The sequence below is a fragment of the Agromyces sp. Marseille-Q5079 genome (assembly GCF_051016555.1).
In the GTDB taxonomy this organism is placed as follows: Bacteria; Actinomycetota; Actinomycetes; order Actinomycetales; family Microbacteriaceae; genus Agromyces.
This window is the reverse complement of record NZ_JBPEJF010000005.1, coordinates 270,689-288,828: the sequence shown is the minus strand read 5'-3', so window position 1 is coordinate 288,828 and position 18,140 is coordinate 270,689. Positions and strand designations below refer to the sequence as shown.

Below are 18,140 nucleotides of genomic sequence, written 5' to 3'. Positions count from 1 at the left end.
GGCGCCGCCTGCGGGCCACGTTCCGGTTGCCTTCCGGTGCCGCCTACGGCGCGAGCGTGATGCCGCGCGAGAGCTGCGCGAAGGCCCGGGTCGCGAGCCCGGCCGGCGGGACGGATGCGTCGTCGGACGCCGCCCATTCCTCGAGGCCGATGCGGATGGCGTCGGTCGCCGCGGCGGCGAGCAGGCGAACCTCGAACGGGTCGACGTCCTCCCCGACGAGGCCGGCGAGGATGCCGCGGAGGCGGTCCTCGGAGTCGTGGTTCACCCGATGCCACACGGTCCGCAGCGCGGGGTCGTCGGCCACGGCGCGGAGGAGGCCGCGCGTCCACTGCAGCGCCTCGTGCCCCTCGTCGTCGTGCGGGGTCAGCAGGTGCTCGATGATCGCGGGGATCGCGCCGATCGGGTCGCCGGGCGCCGAGGCGGCGATGGCGGCCCGCCACTCGCCGGCCCCGACCACGAGGAGCGGCGCGACGGCGTCCTCCTTGGTGGGGAAGTACCGGTAGAAGGTGCGCAGCGAGATGCCGGCCGCGCCCGCGATCGTCTCGGTCGTGACCTGCTCGGCGCCGTGCTCGGCGAAGAGCACCGCGGCGGCGCGCGCGATCTCGAGCTCGGTCGCGGCCTTGCGGCGCTCGGTCAGCGTCTGGGGTCTCTCGGGCACCCTCGCAGCGTACGCGATCGGAGGTTCGTCGTCGGCGTAACTCGCCACTGTGGCACAACGTGCCAGGTAGGCGTACCGTGTATAGGAGTACCCCGACAACCGAAAGGTCACCCGCAATGAACCGCTATGAAGGACGCCGCTCGCTCGTCACCGGTGGAGGTTCCGGCATCGGCCAGGCCACCGTGCTCCGGATGCTCGCCGATGGCGGCTCCGTCGTCGCCGCCGACGTCAGCGAGGCGGGCCTCGCCGACACCGTCGCGAAGGCCGGAGACGACGCCCTACGGCTCACCACGGTCACCGTGGACATCGCCGACGAGGCATCCGTTCGCGATGGCGTCGCCGCAGCGGTCGCCGCGCTCGGCGGGCTCGACGTGCTCGTCAACGCCGCCGGCATCCTCCGCTCCTCGCACACCCACGAGACCACGCTCGACTCGTTCGAACAGGTCGTCCGCGTGAACCTCGTGGGCACGTTCCTCATGATCCGCGAGGCCATCCCGGCGCTCCTCGAGGGCACCGGTTCGGCCGTCGTCAACTTCAGCTCGACCTCCGCGGCATTCGCCCACCCCTACATGGCGGCGTACGCGGCCAGCAAGGGCGGCGTGCAGTCGATGACCCACGCGCTCGCGGCCGAGTACGCGAAGCAGGGCATCCGCTTCAACTCGGTGCAGCCCGGCTCGATCGCCTCGGGCATGACCGACGGGTCGGGGCAGTCGAAGCAGAGCCAGGGTCCCGGCCTGCCCGAGGACGCCGACATGATGCTCTTCATGAAGCTGCAGCCGGCCCTCGGCCAGGGCTTCGCCGGCCCCGAGACCGTCGCCGGCGTCGTGGCGATGCTCGCGAGCGCCGACGGTGCGTTCATCACCGGCACCGAGGTCCGCATCGACGGCGGCACGCACTTCTGATCGCGGCCGGCGGACGCGGGCTCAGGCGAACGGCGCCGGCTCAGGCGAACGGCGCCGGCTCAGGCGAACGGCCCCGGCTCAGGACGGGTCCCGCGATTCCGGCCTGAGCCGCCGTCGTCGTCCTGAGCCGCGGCGGGGGCGGCGCGGAGAGAACGTAGCCACGCGACGCGCGGAGAGAACGCGTCTCCCGCGACGGAATCGGCGCGGAGAGAATGCGTCCCTGCGACGGGCCGGCGCGGGCGAGGCGCGGCTACGCGGCCGTGTCGGCCGCCCGCCGCGCCGCGAGTCCGTCGAGGTACTCGCCGAACAGCAGGGCGGATGCCGCCTGGGCACGCGGCCCGTGCGTCGCTCGCTCCGCGCGCAGCTGCTCGCGGCTGAGCCCGTACTCGGGCAGTTCGTCGCCCCACGCGTCGAGCCACTGCTCGTGGATGGCGTCGTCGACCTCGGGGTGGAACTGCACCGCGAGGAGCCAGTCGCCCTTCGCGAACGCCTGGTTCTCGTACTGCGACGAACCGGCGAGGCGAACGAGGCCCGCGTCGTCGGGCAGCTCGAACGAGTCGCCATGCCACTGCACCGCGGGCACGCCGTCGAAGTGCCGCACGGGCGACGCCGAACCGGCCTCGGTCGGCTGCACCGTCAGCCAGCCGACCTCCTTGCGCGCGCCGCGGTAGGCGCGGCCGCCGAGCGTCGCGGCGAGCATCTGCGCGCCGAGGCACACGCCGAAGATCGGGGCCTCGGCCTCGATGCGCGTGCGGAGCAGCGCCATCTCGTCGGCGAGGTACGGGTAGCGGTCGGTCTCGTATGCCGCCTCGTCGCCGCCGAGCACGACCACGAGGTCGGGTGCGAGCGCGTCGAGCGCGGCGACATCCGTCTCGGGCGCGTCGATCGTGACGATCTCGTAGCCGTGAGCCTCGAGGGTCGGGCCGAGGTTGCCGAGGCCGATGGCGGAGTCGTGCCGGAAGACGAGCGCGGTGGGGCGGCGCCCGGTCGCGGCATCCGTCACTCGAGGCCCTTGATGACGATCGCGTCGGTGGGCGGGGCCGCGAGGTTCGGGTCGACCCAGACGTCGGGCTCGATGTAGATGACGCGGGCGGCGGGCACGGCGGCCCTGATGCGCTGCTCGATGACGTTCGTCGCGGCCGCGACCTCGAGCAGCGGCTGGTCGGCGGTGAACCCGAGCTTCGCCGCGACGAGCAGTTCGTCGGGGCCGAGGTAGAGCGTCTTCATGTGGATGATGCGCTCGATCTCGGGGCCGTCGGTGATGGCCTTGCGGATGGACTCGACGTCGTCGTCGTTCGCACCCTCGCCGACGAGGAGGGACTTGGTCTCGATGCCGAGCACGACGGCCACGATCACGAGGAGCGTGCCGATCATGAGCGTGCCGATCGCGTCGAACGTCGGGTTGCCCGTGATCACGGTGAGGCCGACGGCGAGGAAGGCGAAGACCAGTCCGATCAGCGCCGCGACGTCTTCGAGGAGGACGACGGGCAGCTCGGGCGCCTTCGCCCGGCGCACGAACTGCACCCAGGTCTGGCGTCCGCGAACGTGGTTGGACTCCTTGACCGCGGTGCGCAGCGAGAAGGACTCCAGCACGATCGCGATGGTGAGCACGAGCAGCGGCAGCCAGGCGTTCTCGAGCTCGTGCGGGTGGGTCAGCTTGTCGATGCCCTCGTAGATCGAGAAGATGCCGCCGACCGAGAAGAGGATGATCGACACGACGAAGGCGTACACGTAACGTTCGCGGCCGTAGCCGAACGGGTGCTCCTTGTCGGCCGCCTTCTTGGCCTGGCGACCGCCGAGGATGAGCAGCAGCTGGTTGCCGGCGTCGGCGAGCGAGTGCACGCCCTCGGCCAGCATCGAGGTGGAGCCCGAGAAGAACCACGCGATGAACTTGGTCAGGGCGATGCCCGCGTTGGCGAGGAATGCCGCGATGATGGCTCTGGTGCCGCCCGATGCGCTCATGGGTCAATCCTAGGATGGGACGCATGCCTGATCGATCGCCTGCGAAGCTGCCCACGATCGCCTTCCTCGGCGCCGGTTCGATGGCCCGCGCCATCCTCTCCGGGCTCCTGCAGCCCGGCATCGAGGTCGACGGCGGCATCCGCGCCACCAACCGCTCCGCGGCCAACGCCGCCGAGCTGTCGGCGCTCGAGAACGTCACCGCCTACGCGACCGAGACGGATGCCGCGGCCAACCGCACGGCCGTCGCCGGCGCGAAGATCGTGGTCGTCGCCGTGAAGCCCGCGATGGTGCCCGACCTGCTGCGCGAGATCGGCGACGCGCTCGAACCGGATGCCGTCGTGGTCTCGGTCGCGGCCGGCGTCACGGTCGCCACGTTCGAATCGCTGCTGCCGTCGTCGGTTGCCGTCATCCGCTCGATGCCGAACACGCCCGCCCTCGTCGGCCGTGCGGTCACCGGCGTCGCCGCGGGCACGCGGTCGAGCGAGGCGGACCTCGCGCTCGCCGTCGCCCTGTTCGAGACCGTCGGCGACGTGATCGTCGTGCCCGAGGAGCAGATCGACGCGCTCTCCACGATCTCGGGGTCTGGCCCGGCCTACGTCTTCTACCTGATCGAGCAGCTCACGGCGACGGCGATCGGCAAGGGCTTCACGCCCGAGCAGGCGGCGCTCATGGTGCAGGGCACCTTCCGGGGCGCGAGCGAGTTGCTCGCGGCATCCGACGTCGACCCGACCGAGCTGCGCCGACGCGTCACGAGCCCCAAGGGCACGACCGAACGCGCGGTCGCCGTGCTCGAGGGGGCCGGGCTCGAGCGCATCTTCGACGAGGCGACGGATGCCGCGCTCGCCCGTGCCCGGGAGTTGGCGGCGGGGGCGTGAGCGTCGCGCTGCCGTCGAGCAGCGGCGCGCATCGAGACGCCGATCAGGGGTCTCGATACGGCGCCGGGGCGTCAAATCGACCGGCGGCGGCGGTGCCCGTGCCTCGCGCCCCGCTCGACCTCGAGGGTGAGCCTCGGTTCGCCTGGCGCGGGGTCATGCTCGACGTCGCCCGCCGGTTCCGGCCGCTGCCCGACCTGCTGCGCTTCGTCGACCTGCTCGCGGCGCACGGGCTCAACGTGCTGCAGCTGCACCTCACCGACGACCAGGGCTGGCGCTTCGAGGTGCGGGCGTATCCGCGCCTCACCGAGGTCGGCGGGCGGCGCTCCGCGTCGCAGCTCGGGCACGGGCCGGCGTCGACCCTCGACGGCGTGCCGCACGAGGGCTCCTACTCGCAGGCCGAGCTGCGCGAGCTCGTCGCGTATGCGGCGGCCCGCGGCATCCGCGTGGTGCCCGAGGTCGACGTGCCGGGCCATGCCAAGGCGATCCTCGCGGCGTACCCCGAGTTCGGCGTCGGCGAGGTCGACGACGTGCGGGCGCGCAACGTCGAGCCCTGGACGCGCTACGGCATCAACGACGAGGTGCTGAACGTCGAGCAGGCCACGCTCGACTTCGTGCGCACGGTCTTCGACGAGCTCTGCGAGGTGTTCGACTCCGACGTGGTCGGCTTCGGCGGCGACGAGGTTCGCAAGCAGCGATGGGCGGCAGACGCGCGCACGCAGGAGCTCATGGCCGAGCGCGGACTCGCCACCGAGGAGGAGCTGCAGGCGTGGTTCCTCGCACAGGTGGCGGGGCACCTCGCGTCGCGCGGGCGTCGCGTCATCGGCTGGGACGAGATGCTCGAGGGGGCGGATGCCGTGGCGTCCGCCCTGCCCGCCGATGCCGTCGTGGCGTCGTGGCGCGGGCCCGTCGGCGCCGAGCTCGGTGCGCGCCTCGGCCACGACGTCGTGCTCTGCCCCGATCTCTGGACCTACCTCGACTATCGCCAGTCGGATGCCGCCGAAGAGCCGATCCCCGTCGGCACCGTGCTCTCGCTCGAGGACGCCGCGTCGTTCGACCCGCTCCCGGCGGATGCGTCGGCCGCCCTGCGCGAGCGCGTCGTCGGCGTGCAGGCGAACGTCTGGACCGAGCACCTCGACACGCGCGACCGGCTCGACTACGCGGTGTTCCCACGTCTCGGTGCGTTCGCCGAGGTCGCGTGGAACGGCGGGCCGCTCGACTGGGCGGCGTTCGAGCAGCGCCTGCCCGCATACATCGCGTGGCTGGGCGAGCAGGGCGTCGACTACCGACCCCTCGGCGGGCCTCGAGCCGACCAGCAGCGGCCGGGCGTGCCCGGCGCGCCCAGGGACCGCGCGTCGCGCATCGCGGAGCTCGCCGAGCTCACGGCGAGCCTGCCGTCCGCTTCCGCGTAGCGCCGGGAGGACGTCGCGCGCGTGGGAGGACGTCTCGGACGGATGGCGCCTCCGAAGCGGCCGACCTCCTCCCGCCGTTGGACTGCACGCAATTCATTGCCCTCGGATGTCGATTTCCGAGGGCGTTCCTCGTCACCATGGTGTGACGGACCTCGTCACGGCACGAGAGGGCATCGACCCAAGGAGCGACACCATGACCGACACGTACGTCTATCTGATCCACGAGCCCGACTGGGATTCCGACGCATTCCTCGGCGAACGCCCGGGCGTGCCGGGCGGTGAGCCCGAGAACAACTTCCCGGCGCACAAGGCGTTCCAGGAGGCGGTCGCCCGGCTCGGCGCCCGCATCGTCGGCGCCGCGGCCCTGCAGAACGCGCGCCACGGCGGCCGCGTGACGCCCGGGGCAGGCGATCGCGTCGAGGAGGACGCGGTCTACTCCGACGGGCCGTACCCGGACACGAGCGAGGTCGTCTCGGGCTACTACGTCGTCGAGACCGACGACGAGGCGCTCGCCCGACGCATCGCGGCCCTCGTGCCGACGGATGGGCACATCGAGTGGCGCAAGGTGTTCCCGATCTCGTGACCGACCCGATCGCCGACCTGGGCGAGGACTTCGTCGACGCCTGGCCGCGGATCGTGCGCGCACTGGCCGCCTACACCGGCAGCCTCGACGACGCGCAGGAGTACGCGGCCGAGGCGGTGGCGCGAGCCGTCGCCCAGGCCGGCGGCGAGGGGCCGCCGCTCGGCTCGCTCGCCGCGTGGTGCACGGCGGTCGGCAAGCGCGCCTGGATCGACGACCGCCGGCGTGCGGCCGTCGAGTTCCGGCACGCGGAGCAGCTGGCCGGGGAACTGCGGCAGGGCGCGGGCGAGGCGGATGCCGCGTCCGGGGCATCCGATCGGGAGACGATGCTCGGCGACGCGCTCGACGACCGGGTCGCGCTGCTCTTCGTGGCGTGCGACCCCGCGCTCACGGAGCAGGCGCGGCTCGTGCTCGCGCTGCGCGTCGTGTGCGGGCTCGACGTGCCGCGCATCGCGGCGCACCTCGGCATCCAGCCCTCGGCCGCCGCCGCGCGGCTGACGAGGGCCAAGCACGCGCTCGCCGAGGCCCGTGGTCGCTTCCACGTGCCCGAGGCTCCCGAGCGTCGCGTGCGCCTGCCCGTGGTGCTCGCGAGCGTGGCCGGCATGTTCACGGTCGCGCACCGCGACGTGCTCGACCCGCAGAGCCCGCTCGACGACCTCGGCCGGCAGGCGCTCTCGATCGCCGACGCGCTCGTCGCCGAGTTCCCCGACGACCCGGAGGTGCGCGGGCTCCGAGCCGTCGTGCGCCTGGGGCTCGCGCGCCGGCCGGGACGCCTCGGCGCCGACGGCGCCGCGCTGCCCCTCGACGAGGTCGACCGAGGCCTGTGGGACCGACGGCTCATCGAGGCGGGGCTCGACGACGCGGCGGCGGCGGCCGATCGAGGGGACGGCCGGTTCGTGCTCGAGGCGGCGATCGCCGGCCTGCACACGTCGGCACCGAGCTTCGCCGAGACCGACTGGAACCGCGTCGTCGCCTTCTACGTCGCGCTCGAACGGGTGTGGGGTTCGCCGTCGGTCACGGCCGGACGGCTCTCGGCCGAGCTGCACCGGAGCCTCCTCGCGCCCGAGTCGGGCGAGCGCACGGCGGCCCTCCGGGGCATCCGGGCCGAGCTGCAGCGGCTCGCCGACGGCTCGGCCCCGTACGCGGCGCTCGACGCGAGCCTCGCCCTCGCCGACCTCGCGTGGCGCACCGGGCGTCGCGACGAGGCAGCCACGGAGTACGCGCGCCTCGCGACCCTCGTGCCCACCGAGCCCGTGCGCCGCTTCTGCCTCGGGCGCGCGGCCGGCGTGCGCTGACGGGCGTCGCGGTGCGGGACCGGGGGTCTCGATACGCGCCTGCGTCGCACTCGACCGGCGACAGCATGGCGCCGCCACTCGACCGGGAGGCCCGGTCGCTATCCGACCGACGGGCTGCGTTCGAGCAGCACCATCACCTCGAAATGCGTCGTCTGCGGGAACATGTCGAACACCCGCCCGCGCACCGGGCGCAGCGACGGCATCGCCTCGAGGTCCCGCGCGAGCGAGGCCGCGTTGCAGCTGGAGTACAGCACGTGGCGAACGGCGGATGCCTCGAGCCATCCGCTCAGCTCGCGGCCGATGCCCCGGCGGGGCGGGTTCACGATCACGAGGTCGGGCGACTCCTCGGACTCGAGGGCGAACGCCGTGGCGTCGCCGGCGGCGAACCGAACGCGCGAGAGCGCGGCATCCGTTCGGCTGAGCTCGGCGCTCGCGACGGCCTCGACGCTCGTCTCGATGCCCGTGACGGATGCCGCGGCATCCGCGATGTGCAGGGCGAAGCCGCCGACGCCCGAGTAGAGGTCCCAGGCCGAGTCGGGCGCGAGGGCGCGCACCCAGTCGCGGGCCTCGACGTAGAGCGCCTCGGCGATCTCGGTGTTGGTCTGGAAGAAGCTCTGCGGGCGCAGGTGCATGGTCACGTCGCCGAGCCGCATCGGCAGGGTCGACGCCTCGGTGAAGACGATCTCGTGCTCGCCCTCGAGCACGGCCTTGTGCTCGGGCAGCACGTTCGCCGTGACGACCCGGGCGTTCGGCAGCTCGGCGAGGAGCCACGGCAAGTGCTTGCGGATGCGGCCGACCGGCTCGGTCGAGCGCACGACGAAGCGGATCATCAGCTCGCCGTCGGGCGACTCGGTGAGGATCAGGTGCTTGAGCTCGCCAGTGCGGCTCGGCACGTCGTAGGGCGCGATCGCCGCGCGTGTGATGAACGCGGCGATCACGGGGAAGGCCGCGCGATGCCCGGGTGAGCAGATGCCGCAGGCCTCGAGGTCGATGCCGTGCCCGTCGGCGTCGAGGATGCCGATCGTCGGCGAGGCCGTCGTGCCGCCGATCACCATCTTCGCCTTGTTGCGGTAGCCGTCTTCGCGGCTGCCGACGGGCGTCAGCCAGTCGAGGCCGTCGTGGGCGGCCAGCAGGTCTTCTGCGTGCCGCTGCTTGTCCGCGAGCTGCGAGGCGTAGGGCTGTCCCATGAGCGAGCACGACCGGCAGCGCCGGGCGTCGAAGTAGGAGCAGTCCACGGGTTCCAGCGTAGGCGCGGATACGGTGGTCGGGTGAGCGCCGCCGATGACCGTCCCCTCGCCTCCGCACCCCCGAGCGTGCCCGGCGAACCCGTCCGCGTTCGCGCGATGAAGTGGCTCGGGCAGCCGCACTGGGCGTTCGACGGCGTCTGGCTCGGTGCCGACGCGCACGGCGACTGGGTCGGCTTTCCGGCTGGCACCCCGTTCGCGCGCCCGGGTCACGGGTTCACCGCGACCTGGGAGTCGGTCTCGCTGTTCCCGCGCGCCGGCTGGGCGGCGGCGTTCAACGCGGGCCATCCGCGCGGCCTCGGCATCTACGTCGACCTCTCGACGGTTCCCGAATGGCGAGCGGATGCCTCGGGCGCGACGGTCTCGTACATCGACCTCGATCTCGACGTCGTCGAGCGCACGGGAGCGCCGGCGTTCATCGACGACGAGGACGAGTTCGCCGAGCACGCGGTGGAGTTCGAGTATCCGGCCGAGGTGGTGGAGCGGGTCCGCGCCGACGCAGATGCGGTGCTGCGGGCCGTGCGGCGCCGCGAGGCGCCGTTCGACGGGGCGACGGCCGCGGGGTGGCTCGCGCGCCTGGCGGAGCGGTCGCCGGTCGAGTAGGCGCCCCGGCGCCGTATCGAGACCTGACGCGAGGTCTCGATACGCTCCTTCGTCGCTACTCGACCGGCGGTGCGGTTCGTCGCTCCTCGACCGGCGGGACCGGGGTCTTGATACGCTCCTTCGTCGCTACTCGACCGGCGGAGCCGCGCCCGGCTCGAAGCGGTACCCCATGCCGGGTTCGGTGAGGAACAGGCGGGGCTCCGACGGCGTCGGCTCGAGCTTCCGGCGCAGCTGGGCGACGTAGAGGCGCAGGTACCCGGCGTCGTTCGCGTGGAACGGCCCCCACACCTCGCTCAGCAGCATCTGCCGGGTCAGGAGCTTGCCCGGGTTCTTGAGGAACAGCTCGAGCAGGCGCCACTCCGTCGGCGTCAGGCGCACGGATGTCGCGTTGCCCGAGGCGTCCGTCGACCTGATCGTCTTCGCGGCGAGGTCGACCGTGAGTGCGCCGACCGCGTACTCCGCGGCATCCGACTCTCCGGTCGTCGACCTGGCCCGGGCGCGGATGCGGGCGAGGAGCTCGTCCATCGCGAAGGGCTTCGTCACGTAGTCGTCGGCGCCGGCGTCGAGCGCCTCGACCTTCTCCGCGGAGTCGGTGCGCCCCGAGAGCACGAGGATCGGCACCTTCGACCACGCGCGAACCGCGCGGATCACGTCGATGCCGTCGACCTTCGGCATGCCGAGGTCGAGGAGGATCAGGTCGGGATGCGCGTTCGCCGCGAGGTCGATCGCCTCGGCGCCGTCGTGCGCGGCGACGATCTCGTAGCCGCGGGCCGCGAGCGTGATGCGCAGCGCCCGCTGCAGCTGGTCGTCGTCATCGGCGAGGAGGATCCTCATCACTGCTCCTCGGTGGTCGTGGCGGTGGGCAGGGTGACGACCATCGTCAGGCCGCCGCCCGGGGTGTCCTCGACCTCCAGTGTGCCGTCCATGCCCTCGACGAAGCCCTTCGACAGGGCGAGGCCGAGTCCGAGGCCGGTGTCGTTGTCGGTGTCGCCGAGGCGTTGGAACGGCGTGAACACCTCGTCGCGGCGCTCGACGGGGATGCCGGGTCCGCGGTCGACGACGCGCAGTTCGATGCGGCCCTGGAACGCGCTCGCCGCGAGGCGCACGCGCTCGCCGTCGGGGCTGTGGCGCACCGCGTTCGCGAGCAGGTTGACCACGACGCGCTGCAGCAGCACGCCGTCGGCGAGCACCGGTGCGAGGTCGTCGGCGAGGTCGAGCTCCACGTCGCCCGGACCGAGCGCGAGCTCGTCGAGGGCGGGCAGCACGACGTCGGCGACCTCGGTCGGCGCGAGCGTGACCGCCAGGGCCCCCGCCTGCACCCGGCTGACGTCGAGCAGGTTCGTGACGAGCTCGGCGAGCGCGTCGAGGCTCTCGGACGCGGTCGCGAGCAGCTCGTCGCGCTCGGCGGCCGGCAACTCGACCTCGTGCGACCGCAGGGCGCTGATCGCCGCCGACGCCGAGGTCAACGGGCGCCGCAGGTCGTGCCCGACGGCGGCGAGCAGGGCGGAGCGCACGCGGTCGGTCTCGACGAGGGCATCGGCCGCGGATGCCGCGGTCGCGAGCGCGCCGTGCTCGATGGCGGCATCCATCTGGGTCGCGATGACCTGCAGCAGGCGGCGTTCGGATGCCTCGAGGTCCTGGCCGTCCAGTTCGAGCACGCCTCGGGACCCGATCGGGATCTCGGTCACGCGGTCGTTGCGGGTCGGCTCGCCGTCGGCGACCCGGGCCTCGCCGTCGACGAGGAGGCGCACGCCGGTGAGGCCGAACGCCTCGCGGGTGCGGGTCACCATCGCCTGGAGCGCGTCCTCGCCGCGGAGCACGCTGCCGGCGAGGGTCGCGAGCAGCTGCGACTCGGCCGCGGCTCGGCGGGCGATGCGCGTGCGCCGCGCCGCCTGGTCGACCACGTAGCTCACGAGCAGGGCGTTGGCGACGTAGAACACGAGGGCGAGCAACTGCCGCGGGTCGCTGATCGTGAGGGTGTACGTCGGCTGCACGAACAGGAAGTTGAGCGTGAGGCCCGAGAGCACGGCCGCGAAGAGGCCCGGCCAGATGCCGCCGATGAGGGCGACCACGATGACGAGCAGCTGGTAGGCCAGCACGTCGCTCGTGATCGACGCCTCGGTGTGGAAGGTGACGAGCAGCCAGCTGAGCAGCGGACCGGCGATGAGCGCCACGGCGAAGCCGACGATGAGGCGCCGCCGGCTGAGGGCCCCGCCGAGTCTCGGGAGCGAGAACCCCGACCCGGCGGCCGCATGGGTGACGATGTGCACGTCGATGTCGCCGGACTCGCGGATGACGGTCGCCCCGATGCCCGGGCCGGTGAAGGCCGCCGCGAGCCGCGACCGTCGGCTGACGCCGATGACGAGCTGCGTCGCGTTCGCCGCGCGGGCGAATTCGACGAGCGCCTGCGGCACGTCTTCGCCGACGACCTGGTGGAACGTGCCGCCGAGCTGCTCGACGAGCGTGCGCTGCCGGTCGAGGGCCCCCGGATGCCGCGCACGCATGCCGTCGGGATTCGTGACGTGTACGGCGATGAGCTCGCCGCCCGAGGCTCGCGAGGCGATGCGCGCTCCTCGGCGAAGGAGCGTCTCGCCCTCGGGGCCGCCCGTGAGGGCGACGACGACGCGCTCGCGCGCCTCCCACTTGCGGTCGATGCCGTGCTCGACCCGATAGGCCTTGAGCGCGGAGTCGACCTCGTCGGCGAGCCAGAGGAGCGCGAGTTCGCGGAGGGCCGTGAGGTTCCCGAGCCGGAAGTAGTTGGAGAGCGCCGCGTCGATGCGCTCGGCCGGATACACGAGGCCGCCGGCGAGCCGGTCGCGCAGCGCCTGCGGGGCGAGGTCGACGACCTCGATCTGGTCGGCCGCGCGAAGCACGGCGTCGGGGATCGTCTCGCGCTGGACGACGCCGGTGATCTGCTGCACGACGTCGCCGAGCGACTCGATGTGCTGGGCGTTCACCGTCGAGATGACGTCGATGCCGGCCTCGAGCAGCTCGTCGACGTCCTGCCAGCGCTTGGTGTGCCGTGACCCTGGCGCGTTGGTGTGGGCGAGCTCGTCGACGAGGGCGATCTCGGGCCGTCGCGCGAGCACCGCGTCGAGGTCCATCTCGTCGAGGCCCATGCCGCGGTGCTCGACCGTGGTGCGCGGAACCACCTCGAGCCCGCTGACCATCGACGCGGTGGCCTTGCGACCGTGCGTCTCGACGAAGGCCACGACGACGTCGTGCCCTTCGCCCCGGAGCCGTCGGCCCTCTTCGAGCATCGAGTAGGTCTTGCCGACGCCGGGGGCGGCGCCGAGCAGCACGCGAAGCCGCCCCCGTTTCATGCGCCTGCCCCTCAGCCCAGCTCGGAAAGGGCGAGATTCAGCTGCAGCACGTTGACGGTCGGCTCGCCCAGGTACCCGAGATCCCGTGCCTGAATCCTAGACTCCACGAGTTCGCGCACCTCGGATTCGGGGAGCCCGCGCTCGTCTGCGACCCGCGCGACCTGCAGCAGGGCGTACTCGGGGCTGATGTGCGGGTCGAGACCCGACGCCGATGCGGTGACCGCGTCGGCCGGGACATCCGCTTCGGAGACGCCGTTGAACTCGGCGACCTGCGCCGTGCGCTCCTCGATCGCGGCGATGAGGTCGGCGTTCTCGGGGCCCCAGTTGCTGCCGCTCGAAGCGCCGCCGTCGTAGCCGTCACCGGCGGCCGACGGGCGGGGCTGGAACCACTCCGGAAGCGGGTTGCCGTCGGCATCCGCGAACGACTGGCCGATGAGCGCGGAGCCCACGACCTCGTCGCCCTCGCGGACGACGGAGCCGTTCGCCTGAGCGGGCAGGATGACCTGCCCGATGCCCGTGACGACGATCGTGTAGGCGACGCCGAGCACGGCGGTGAAGATGAGCATCGCGCGAACCGCCACCCAGTGGGTGCGGACCGCAGTGCGAGTGGAGCTCATGGTGTGTTTCCTTTCGCTCCCGGGCCTAGAACCCGGGGATGAGGCTGACGACGAGGTCGATCAGCTTGATGCCGATGAAGGGGGCGATGATGCCGCCGAGGCCGTAGACCAGCAGGTTGCGGCTGAGGATCGCGGACGCGCCGCCGGCCTTGTACTTCACGCCGCGGAGTGCGAGCGGGATCAGGATCACGATGATGATCGCGTTGAAGATGATCGCCGACAGGATCGCCGAGGCGGGCGAGTGCAGCTGCATGACGTTCAGCACCGCGAGGCCCGGGAAGACGCCCGCGAACATCGCCGGGATGATCGCGAAGTACTTCGCGACGTCGTTGGCGATCGAGAACGTCGTGAGCGCGCCGCGCGTGATGAGCAGCTGCTTGCCGATGCGCACGATCTCGATGAGCTTCGTCGGGTCGCTGTCGAGGTCCACCATGTTGCCGGCCTCCTTCGCGGCCGACGTGCCCGTGTTCATCGCGACGCCGACGTCGGCCTGCGCGAGCGCGGGGGCGTCGTTCGTGCCGTCACCGGTCATGGCGACGAGATTGCCGCCCGCCTGCTCCCGCTTGATGAGCGCCATCTTGTCCTCGGGCGTGGCCTCGGCGAGGTAGTCGTCGACGCCCGCCTCGGCCGCGATCGCCTTCGCGGTGAGCGGGTTGTCGCCCGTGATCATGACCGTGCGGATGCCCATGGCCCTGAGTTCGGCGAAGCGCTCGATGAGTCCGTCCTTCACGACGTCCTTCAGGTGCACGACGCCGAGCAGGCGGGCCTCGCCGTTCGCATCCTTCGCGGCGACGACGAGCGGCGTGCCGCCGCTGTTCGAGATGGCCTCGACGCGCTGGCCGAGCTCGTCGAGCGTGCTCGACGCGGTGCGACCGGAAGCCTCGACCCAGGCGATGACCGCCGAGCCTGCGCCCTTGCGGATGCTCGAGCCGTCGGGCAGGTCGAGGCCCGACATGCGGGTCTGCGCCGTGAACGGCACGATCTCGCCGGCGGGCGCGTCGTCGAAGCGGATGCCCCGCTCCGCCGCCAGGTCGACGATCGACGAACCCTCGGGGGTCGGGTCGGCGAGTGACGAGAGGGCGGCCGCCCGCTCGAGCTCGGCGACGGCGACGCCCGGCATCGGCACGAACTCGCTCGCCCGACGGTTGCCGTACGTGATGGTGCCGGTCTTGTCGAGGAGCAGGGTCGTCACGTCGCCGGCGGCCTCGACCGCGCGGCCCGACATCGCGAGCACGTTGCGCTGCACGAGGCGGTCCATGCCGGCGATGCCGATGGCCGAGAGCAGGGCGCCGATCGTCGTCGGGATGAGGCAGACGAGCAGTGCGATGAGCACCGGGATCGACACCGGCGCCGCCGCGTACGAGGCGATCGGGTTCAACGTGAGGGTGACGACCACGAAGATGATCGAGAGGCTCGCGAGCAGGATGTTGAGCGCGATCTCGTTCGGCGTCTTCTGGCGCGACGCGCCCTCGACGAGGGCGATCATGCGGTCGACGAAGGTCTCGCCGGGCTTCGAGGTGATGCGCACGACGATGCGGTCGGAGAGCACGCGCGTGCCGCCGGTGACCGCAGAGCGATCGCCGCCGGACTCCCGCACGACCGGAGCCGACTCGCCGGTGATCGCCGACTCGTCCACCGAGGCGATGCCGTGGATGATGTCGCCATCGCCCGGGATCGATTCACCCGCCGTCACGACGACGATGTCGCCGAGCCGGAGGTCGCCCGAGGAGACCTCGCCGATCGCGGAGCGCTCGGCCGCGGCATCCGCGACCTCGTCGTACGCCGTGACGCGCTTCGCGACGGTCGAGGTGCGGGTCTGACGCAGCGTGTCGGCCTGGGCCTTGCCCCGGCCCTCGGCCACCGATTCCGCGAGGTTCGCGAAGAGCACGGTGAGCCAGAGCCAGACGGCGATCGCCGACGTGAACGAAGGCGGGACGGCCGTGCCGCCCGATGCCTCGGGGCCGCCGAGGAACGGTTCTGCGATCGCGAGCACGGTCGTGAGCGCGGCGCCGACCTCGACGAGGAACATGACGGGGTTGTGCCACATCTGCCTCGGGTCGAGCTTGCGGAACGCGCCGGGCAGTGCCTGCACGACCTGCGCCGGACCGAAGGCGCCCGTAGGGCGTTTCGAGGGGGAACCCATCTGACGGGGCGCGTGCCCGGTCGCGGGGTGTTCGGTGATGGTGGACATGGGGATCAGTTCAGCCCTTCAGCCAGGGGACCCAGCGTGAGAACGGGGAAGTAGGTGAGCGCGGTCACGATGACCGTGACGCCCACGAGGAGGCCGACGAACTGCGGCCGGTAGGTGGGCAGGGTGCCTGCGGTGGCCGGCACCTTGTCCTGCGCCGCGAGGGAGCCGGCCAGCGCCAGCACGAGCACGATCGGGACGAACCGGCCGAGCAGCATCGCGACGCCGAGTGCCGTGTTGAACCACGGCGTGTTCGCGGTGAGACCCGCGAACGCCGAGCCGTTGTTGTTCGACGCGCTCGTGAACGCGTAGAGCACCTCGCTCATGCCGTGGATGCCGGGGTTCCAGATGGAGACCGACTCGACGTCCTCGCGGATGCCCGGGATCGCGAAGCTGAGCGCGGTGCCCACGAGCACGAGCGTCGGCGTGACGAGGATGTAGAGGCTCGCGAGCTTGATCTCGCGCGGCCCGATCCTCTTGCCGAGGTACTCGGGCGTGCGACCGACCAGGAGGCCCGCGATGAACACCGCGATGACCGCGAGCACGAGCATGCCGTAGAGACCCGAGCCCACGCCGCCGGGGGCGACCTCGCCGAGCATCATGTTGAGCATCGGCATCATGCCGCCGAGGGCGGTGAACGAGTCGTGCATCGAGTTCACGGCGCCGGTCGAGGTGAGCGTCGAGGTGGTGCCGAAGAGCGCGGATCCGAAGATGCCGAATCGTTGCTCCTTGCCCTCGAGCGCGCCACCGGCGAGCTCGGGCGCGGTGCCGTTGCCGCCGTACTCGAGCGCGCTCAGCGCCACGAGCGAGACGACGTAGAGCGTCGCCATGACGGCGAGGATCGCGTACCCCTGCTTGTTCGAACCGACCATCCTGCCGAAGGTGCGCGGGAGGGCGAACGGGATCGCGAGCATGAGCACGTTCTGGAAGAGACTCGTCCAGGCGGTCGGGTTCTCGAACGGGTGGGCCGAGTTCACGTTGAAGAACCCACCGCCGTTCGTGCCGAGCTCCTTGATGACCTCCTGCGAGGCGACGGGGCCACCGGGCAGGTTCTGCGTGTCGCCCGCGAGGGTCGTGATCTCGGTGAAGCCGTTGAAGTTCTGCACGACTCCGCCGATCACGAGCACGATCGCGCCGACGATGGAGAGCGGGAGCAGCAGCCGGAACGAGCCGCGGAACAGGTCGACCCAGAAGTTGCCGATCGTGCCCGAGCCGCGGCGGGCGAACCCGCGCACCAGAGCGACCGCGACGGCGATGCCGACGGCCGCGGAGACGAAGTTCTGCACGGTGAGGCCCGCGAGCTGCACCGTGTAGCCCATCGTGAGCTCAGGGGAGTACGACTGCCAGTTCGTGTTCGCCACGAAGGATGCCGCGGTGTTGAACGACAGCCCTTCCGGCACGGCGGGCAGGCCGAGCGAGTACGGCAGGACCGCCTGGGCGCGCTGCAGCACGTAGACGAACAGCACGCCGACGACCGAGAACGCGAGCACGCCGCGCAGGTAGGCCGGCCACGACTGCTCCGAGCGCGGGTCGACGCCGATGAGGCGGTAGAGGCCGCGTTCGAACCTCCAGTCGCGGTCGCTCGTGTAGATGCGCGCCATGTAGTCGCCGAGCGGGCGGTAGAGGAGGGCGAGGATGAGGGCGAGGGTGGCCGCCTGCAGGACGGCGAAGAGGACCTCCATCAGAACCGCTCAGGTTTGACGAGGGCGTACACGAGGTACACCACGGCGGCGACACCCAGCGCGGCGGCGAGGAGTTCGAAGAAGATCACAGCTTCTCGACCCCCCTGGCGATGAGGCCGACGAGTACGAACACGGCGATGATGCCGAGAAGGTAGACGACGTCGAGCACGAGGACTCCAGATTCACGAGGGCGCGAGCCGCAGACGCGGCACGCGGGCAGCCGATCTGCTGCACCCCTGATGCAACACCGGGGCGGATGCCGCGGTGCCGATCCTCACGGACCCCTAACGCCTCGACCACCGATCCGAATGCGCTGCTGACGGCGACGGCTCGGCGACGGCTCGGCGACGGCGCGTCAGCGGCATCCGTCGGGGAAGCACTGACGCGGGCCGGTAGCGTTCTCACCATGGATGCGTGGGACACGATCGGGGTGATCGCCGAGGTCATCGGCTGGGTGGGCCTGGGCGTGGGGCTCGCGTGCTTCGGACTCGTGCTCCTGATCCGAATCGCCGACGGCCGGTGGCTGCCCACCGATGCCGTGATCGCCGACGAGGCCGACGGCAGCACCGTGCGGTGGTTCGCCGAGGGCGAGTTCCACGCCCGACGGCTCAGCGCCGCCGAGCGGCACCACGTCGAGGACGTCGACGAGGAGAAGGCGTTCTACCGTGAGCGCGAACCCGAGCACCTCCGGCTGCACGAGCCGCCCGCCGGCCGTCGCGTGCTGCGCCTGCTCGGCATCGTGTTCCTCGCGCTCGCCCTGGTCGCGGGCGTCGTCGGCGTCATCGGCCTGCTCGTCGGCTGA

17 protein-coding genes are annotated in these 18,140 nt (G+C 71.9%); 7 read left to right on the top strand and 10 right to left on the bottom strand.

What is annotated here, in order from left to right; all coding sequences use genetic code 11:
• Positions 1 to 43 precede the first annotated feature (43 nt).
• Entirely contained in the window at positions 44 to 658 is a 615-nt protein-coding gene (locus ACR3IO_RS13890) for a TetR/AcrR family transcriptional regulator (protein ID WP_434071801.1), read from the bottom strand.
• A gap of 116 nt (positions 659 to 774) precedes the next feature.
• On the opposite strand from ACR3IO_RS13890, the gene ACR3IO_RS13885 reads away from it, so the two are divergent.
• Entirely contained in the window at positions 775 to 1,560 is a 786-nt protein-coding gene (locus ACR3IO_RS13885; protein ID WP_434071800.1) for an SDR family NAD(P)-dependent oxidoreductase, read from the top strand.
• A gap of 250 nt (positions 1,561 to 1,810) precedes the next feature.
• Here ACR3IO_RS13885 and ACR3IO_RS13880 read toward each other — a convergent pair whose 3' ends face one another.
• Positions 1,811 to 2,563 (bottom strand): glutamine amidotransferase-related protein, encoded by a 753-nt coding sequence (locus ACR3IO_RS13880; RefSeq protein WP_434071799.1) that lies wholly within the window; start codon positions 2,561 to 2,563, stop codon positions 1,811 to 1,813.
• Positions 2,560 to 3,522, bottom strand: a complete 963-nt coding sequence (locus tag ACR3IO_RS13875; RefSeq protein WP_434071798.1) for a cation diffusion facilitator family transporter — start codon at positions 3,520 to 3,522, stop codon at positions 2,560 to 2,562. The genes ACR3IO_RS13880 and ACR3IO_RS13875 overlap by 4 nt, the downstream gene beginning before the upstream one ends.
• Positions 3,523 to 3,545: 23 nt before the next feature.
• Here ACR3IO_RS13875 and proC point away from each other — a divergent pair, with 23 nt between their 5' ends.
• The 4 genes from proC (at position 3,546) to ACR3IO_RS13855 (ending at position 7,681) form a co-directional block, all read left to right on the top strand.
• A complete protein-coding gene (proC, locus tag ACR3IO_RS13870; protein ID WP_434071797.1) occupies positions 3,546 to 4,397 on the top strand; it encodes a pyrroline-5-carboxylate reductase in 852 nt (283 codons plus the stop codon).
• 98 nt (positions 4,398 to 4,495) lie between these two features.
• Entirely contained in the window at positions 4,496 to 5,806 is a 1,311-nt protein-coding gene (locus tag ACR3IO_RS13865) for a beta-N-acetylhexosaminidase (protein ID WP_434071796.1), read from the top strand.
• Positions 5,807 to 5,999: 193 nt separating this feature from the next.
• On the top strand, positions 6,000 to 6,389 hold the full coding sequence (locus ACR3IO_RS13860) for a YciI family protein (protein WP_434071795.1): 390 nt from the start codon (positions 6,000 to 6,002) through the stop codon (positions 6,387 to 6,389).
• Complete coding sequence (locus ACR3IO_RS13855) at positions 6,386 to 7,681, top strand: DUF6596 domain-containing protein (RefSeq protein ID WP_434071794.1); 1,296 nt, start codon at positions 6,386 to 6,388, stop codon at positions 7,679 to 7,681. The genes ACR3IO_RS13860 and ACR3IO_RS13855 overlap by 4 nt, the downstream gene beginning before the upstream one ends.
• 98 nt (positions 7,682 to 7,779) lie before the next feature.
• Here the strand turns inward: ACR3IO_RS13855 and rlmC are convergent, their stop codons facing one another.
• Positions 7,780 to 8,916, bottom strand: coding sequence for a 23S rRNA (uracil(747)-C(5))-methyltransferase RlmC (gene rlmC, locus ACR3IO_RS13850; protein WP_434071793.1), 1,137 nt, complete (start codon positions 8,914 to 8,916; stop codon positions 7,780 to 7,782).
• A 33-nt stretch (positions 8,917 to 8,949) separates the two neighbouring features.
• Here rlmC and ACR3IO_RS13845 point away from each other — a divergent pair, with 33 nt between their 5' ends.
• Entirely contained in the window at positions 8,950 to 9,528 is a 579-nt protein-coding gene (locus ACR3IO_RS13845) for a DUF402 domain-containing protein (RefSeq protein WP_434071792.1), read from the top strand.
• Between the two features lie 126 nt (positions 9,529 to 9,654).
• Here the strand turns inward: ACR3IO_RS13845 and ACR3IO_RS13840 are convergent, their stop codons facing one another.
• From ACR3IO_RS13840 to ACR3IO_RS13815, 6 genes are read right to left on the bottom strand one after another with little or no spacing between them, the layout of a single operon-like run.
• Positions 9,655 to 10,362, bottom strand: coding sequence for a response regulator (locus tag ACR3IO_RS13840; protein WP_434071791.1), 708 nt, complete (start codon positions 10,360 to 10,362; stop codon positions 9,655 to 9,657).
• Positions 10,362 to 12,851, bottom strand: a complete 2,490-nt coding sequence (locus ACR3IO_RS13835; RefSeq protein WP_434071790.1) for an ATP-binding protein — start codon at positions 12,849 to 12,851, stop codon at positions 10,362 to 10,364. Before ACR3IO_RS13835 ends, ACR3IO_RS13840 begins: the two co-directional genes overlap by 1 nt.
• A gap of 11 nt (positions 12,852 to 12,862) precedes the next feature.
• A complete protein-coding gene (kdpC, locus tag ACR3IO_RS13830; RefSeq protein WP_434071789.1) occupies positions 12,863 to 13,468 on the bottom strand; it encodes a potassium-transporting ATPase subunit KdpC in 606 nt (201 codons plus the stop codon).
• Positions 13,469 to 13,493: 25 nt separating this feature from the next.
• A complete protein-coding gene (kdpB, locus tag ACR3IO_RS13825; protein ID WP_434071820.1) occupies positions 13,494 to 15,611 on the bottom strand; it encodes a potassium-transporting ATPase subunit KdpB in 2,118 nt (705 codons plus the stop codon).
• Between the two features lie 53 nt (positions 15,612 to 15,664).
• Positions 15,665 to 17,338 (bottom strand): potassium-transporting ATPase subunit KdpA, encoded by a 1,674-nt coding sequence (kdpA, locus tag ACR3IO_RS13820; protein WP_434071788.1) that lies wholly within the window; start codon positions 17,336 to 17,338, stop codon positions 15,665 to 15,667.
• On the bottom strand, positions 17,338 to 17,427 hold the full coding sequence (locus tag ACR3IO_RS13815; protein ID WP_022891167.1) for a potassium-transporting ATPase subunit F: 90 nt from the start codon (positions 17,425 to 17,427) through the stop codon (positions 17,338 to 17,340). Before ACR3IO_RS13815 ends, kdpA begins: the two co-directional genes overlap by 1 nt.
• 317 nt (positions 17,428 to 17,744) lie before the next feature.
• Between ACR3IO_RS13815 and ACR3IO_RS13810 the strand changes: the two genes are divergently transcribed.
• Positions 17,745 to 18,140 (top strand): hypothetical protein, encoded by a 396-nt coding sequence (locus ACR3IO_RS13810; protein ID WP_434071787.1) that lies wholly within the window; start codon positions 17,745 to 17,747, stop codon positions 18,138 to 18,140.

Excerpts from the sequence above, each read along its gene's own strand:
- ACR3IO_RS13885 (WP_434071800.1), top strand. The coding sequence starts at position 775 with ATGAACCGCTATGAAGGACGCCGCTCGCTCGTCACCGGTGGAGGTTCC.
- ACR3IO_RS13875 (WP_434071798.1), bottom strand. The coding sequence starts at position 3,522 with ATGAGCGCATCGGGCGGCACCAGAGCCATCATCGCGGCATTCCTCGCC.
- proC (WP_434071797.1), top strand. The coding sequence starts at position 3,546 with ATGCCTGATCGATCGCCTGCGAAGCTGCCCACGATCGCCTTCCTCGGC.
- ACR3IO_RS13860 (WP_434071795.1), top strand. The coding sequence starts at position 6,000 with ATGACCGACACGTACGTCTATCTGATCCACGAGCCCGACTGGGATTCC.
- ACR3IO_RS13840 (WP_434071791.1), bottom strand. The coding sequence starts at position 10,362 with ATGAGGATCCTCCTCGCCGATGACGACGACCAGCTGCAGCGGGCGCTG.
- ACR3IO_RS13835 (WP_434071790.1), bottom strand. The coding sequence starts at position 12,851 with ATGAAACGGGGGCGGCTTCGCGTGCTGCTCGGCGCCGCCCCCGGCGTC.
- kdpC (WP_434071789.1), bottom strand. The coding sequence starts at position 13,468 with ATGAGCTCCACTCGCACTGCGGTCCGCACCCACTGGGTGGCGGTTCGC.
- kdpB (WP_434071820.1), bottom strand. The coding sequence starts at position 15,611 with ATGGGTTCCCCCTCGAAACGCCCTACGGGCGCCTTCGGTCCGGCGCAG.
- kdpA (WP_434071788.1), bottom strand. The coding sequence starts at position 17,338 with ATGGAGGTCCTCTTCGCCGTCCTGCAGGCGGCCACCCTCGCCCTCATC.
- ACR3IO_RS13810 (WP_434071787.1), top strand. The coding sequence starts at position 17,745 with ATGGATGCGTGGGACACGATCGGGGTGATCGCCGAGGTCATCGGCTGG.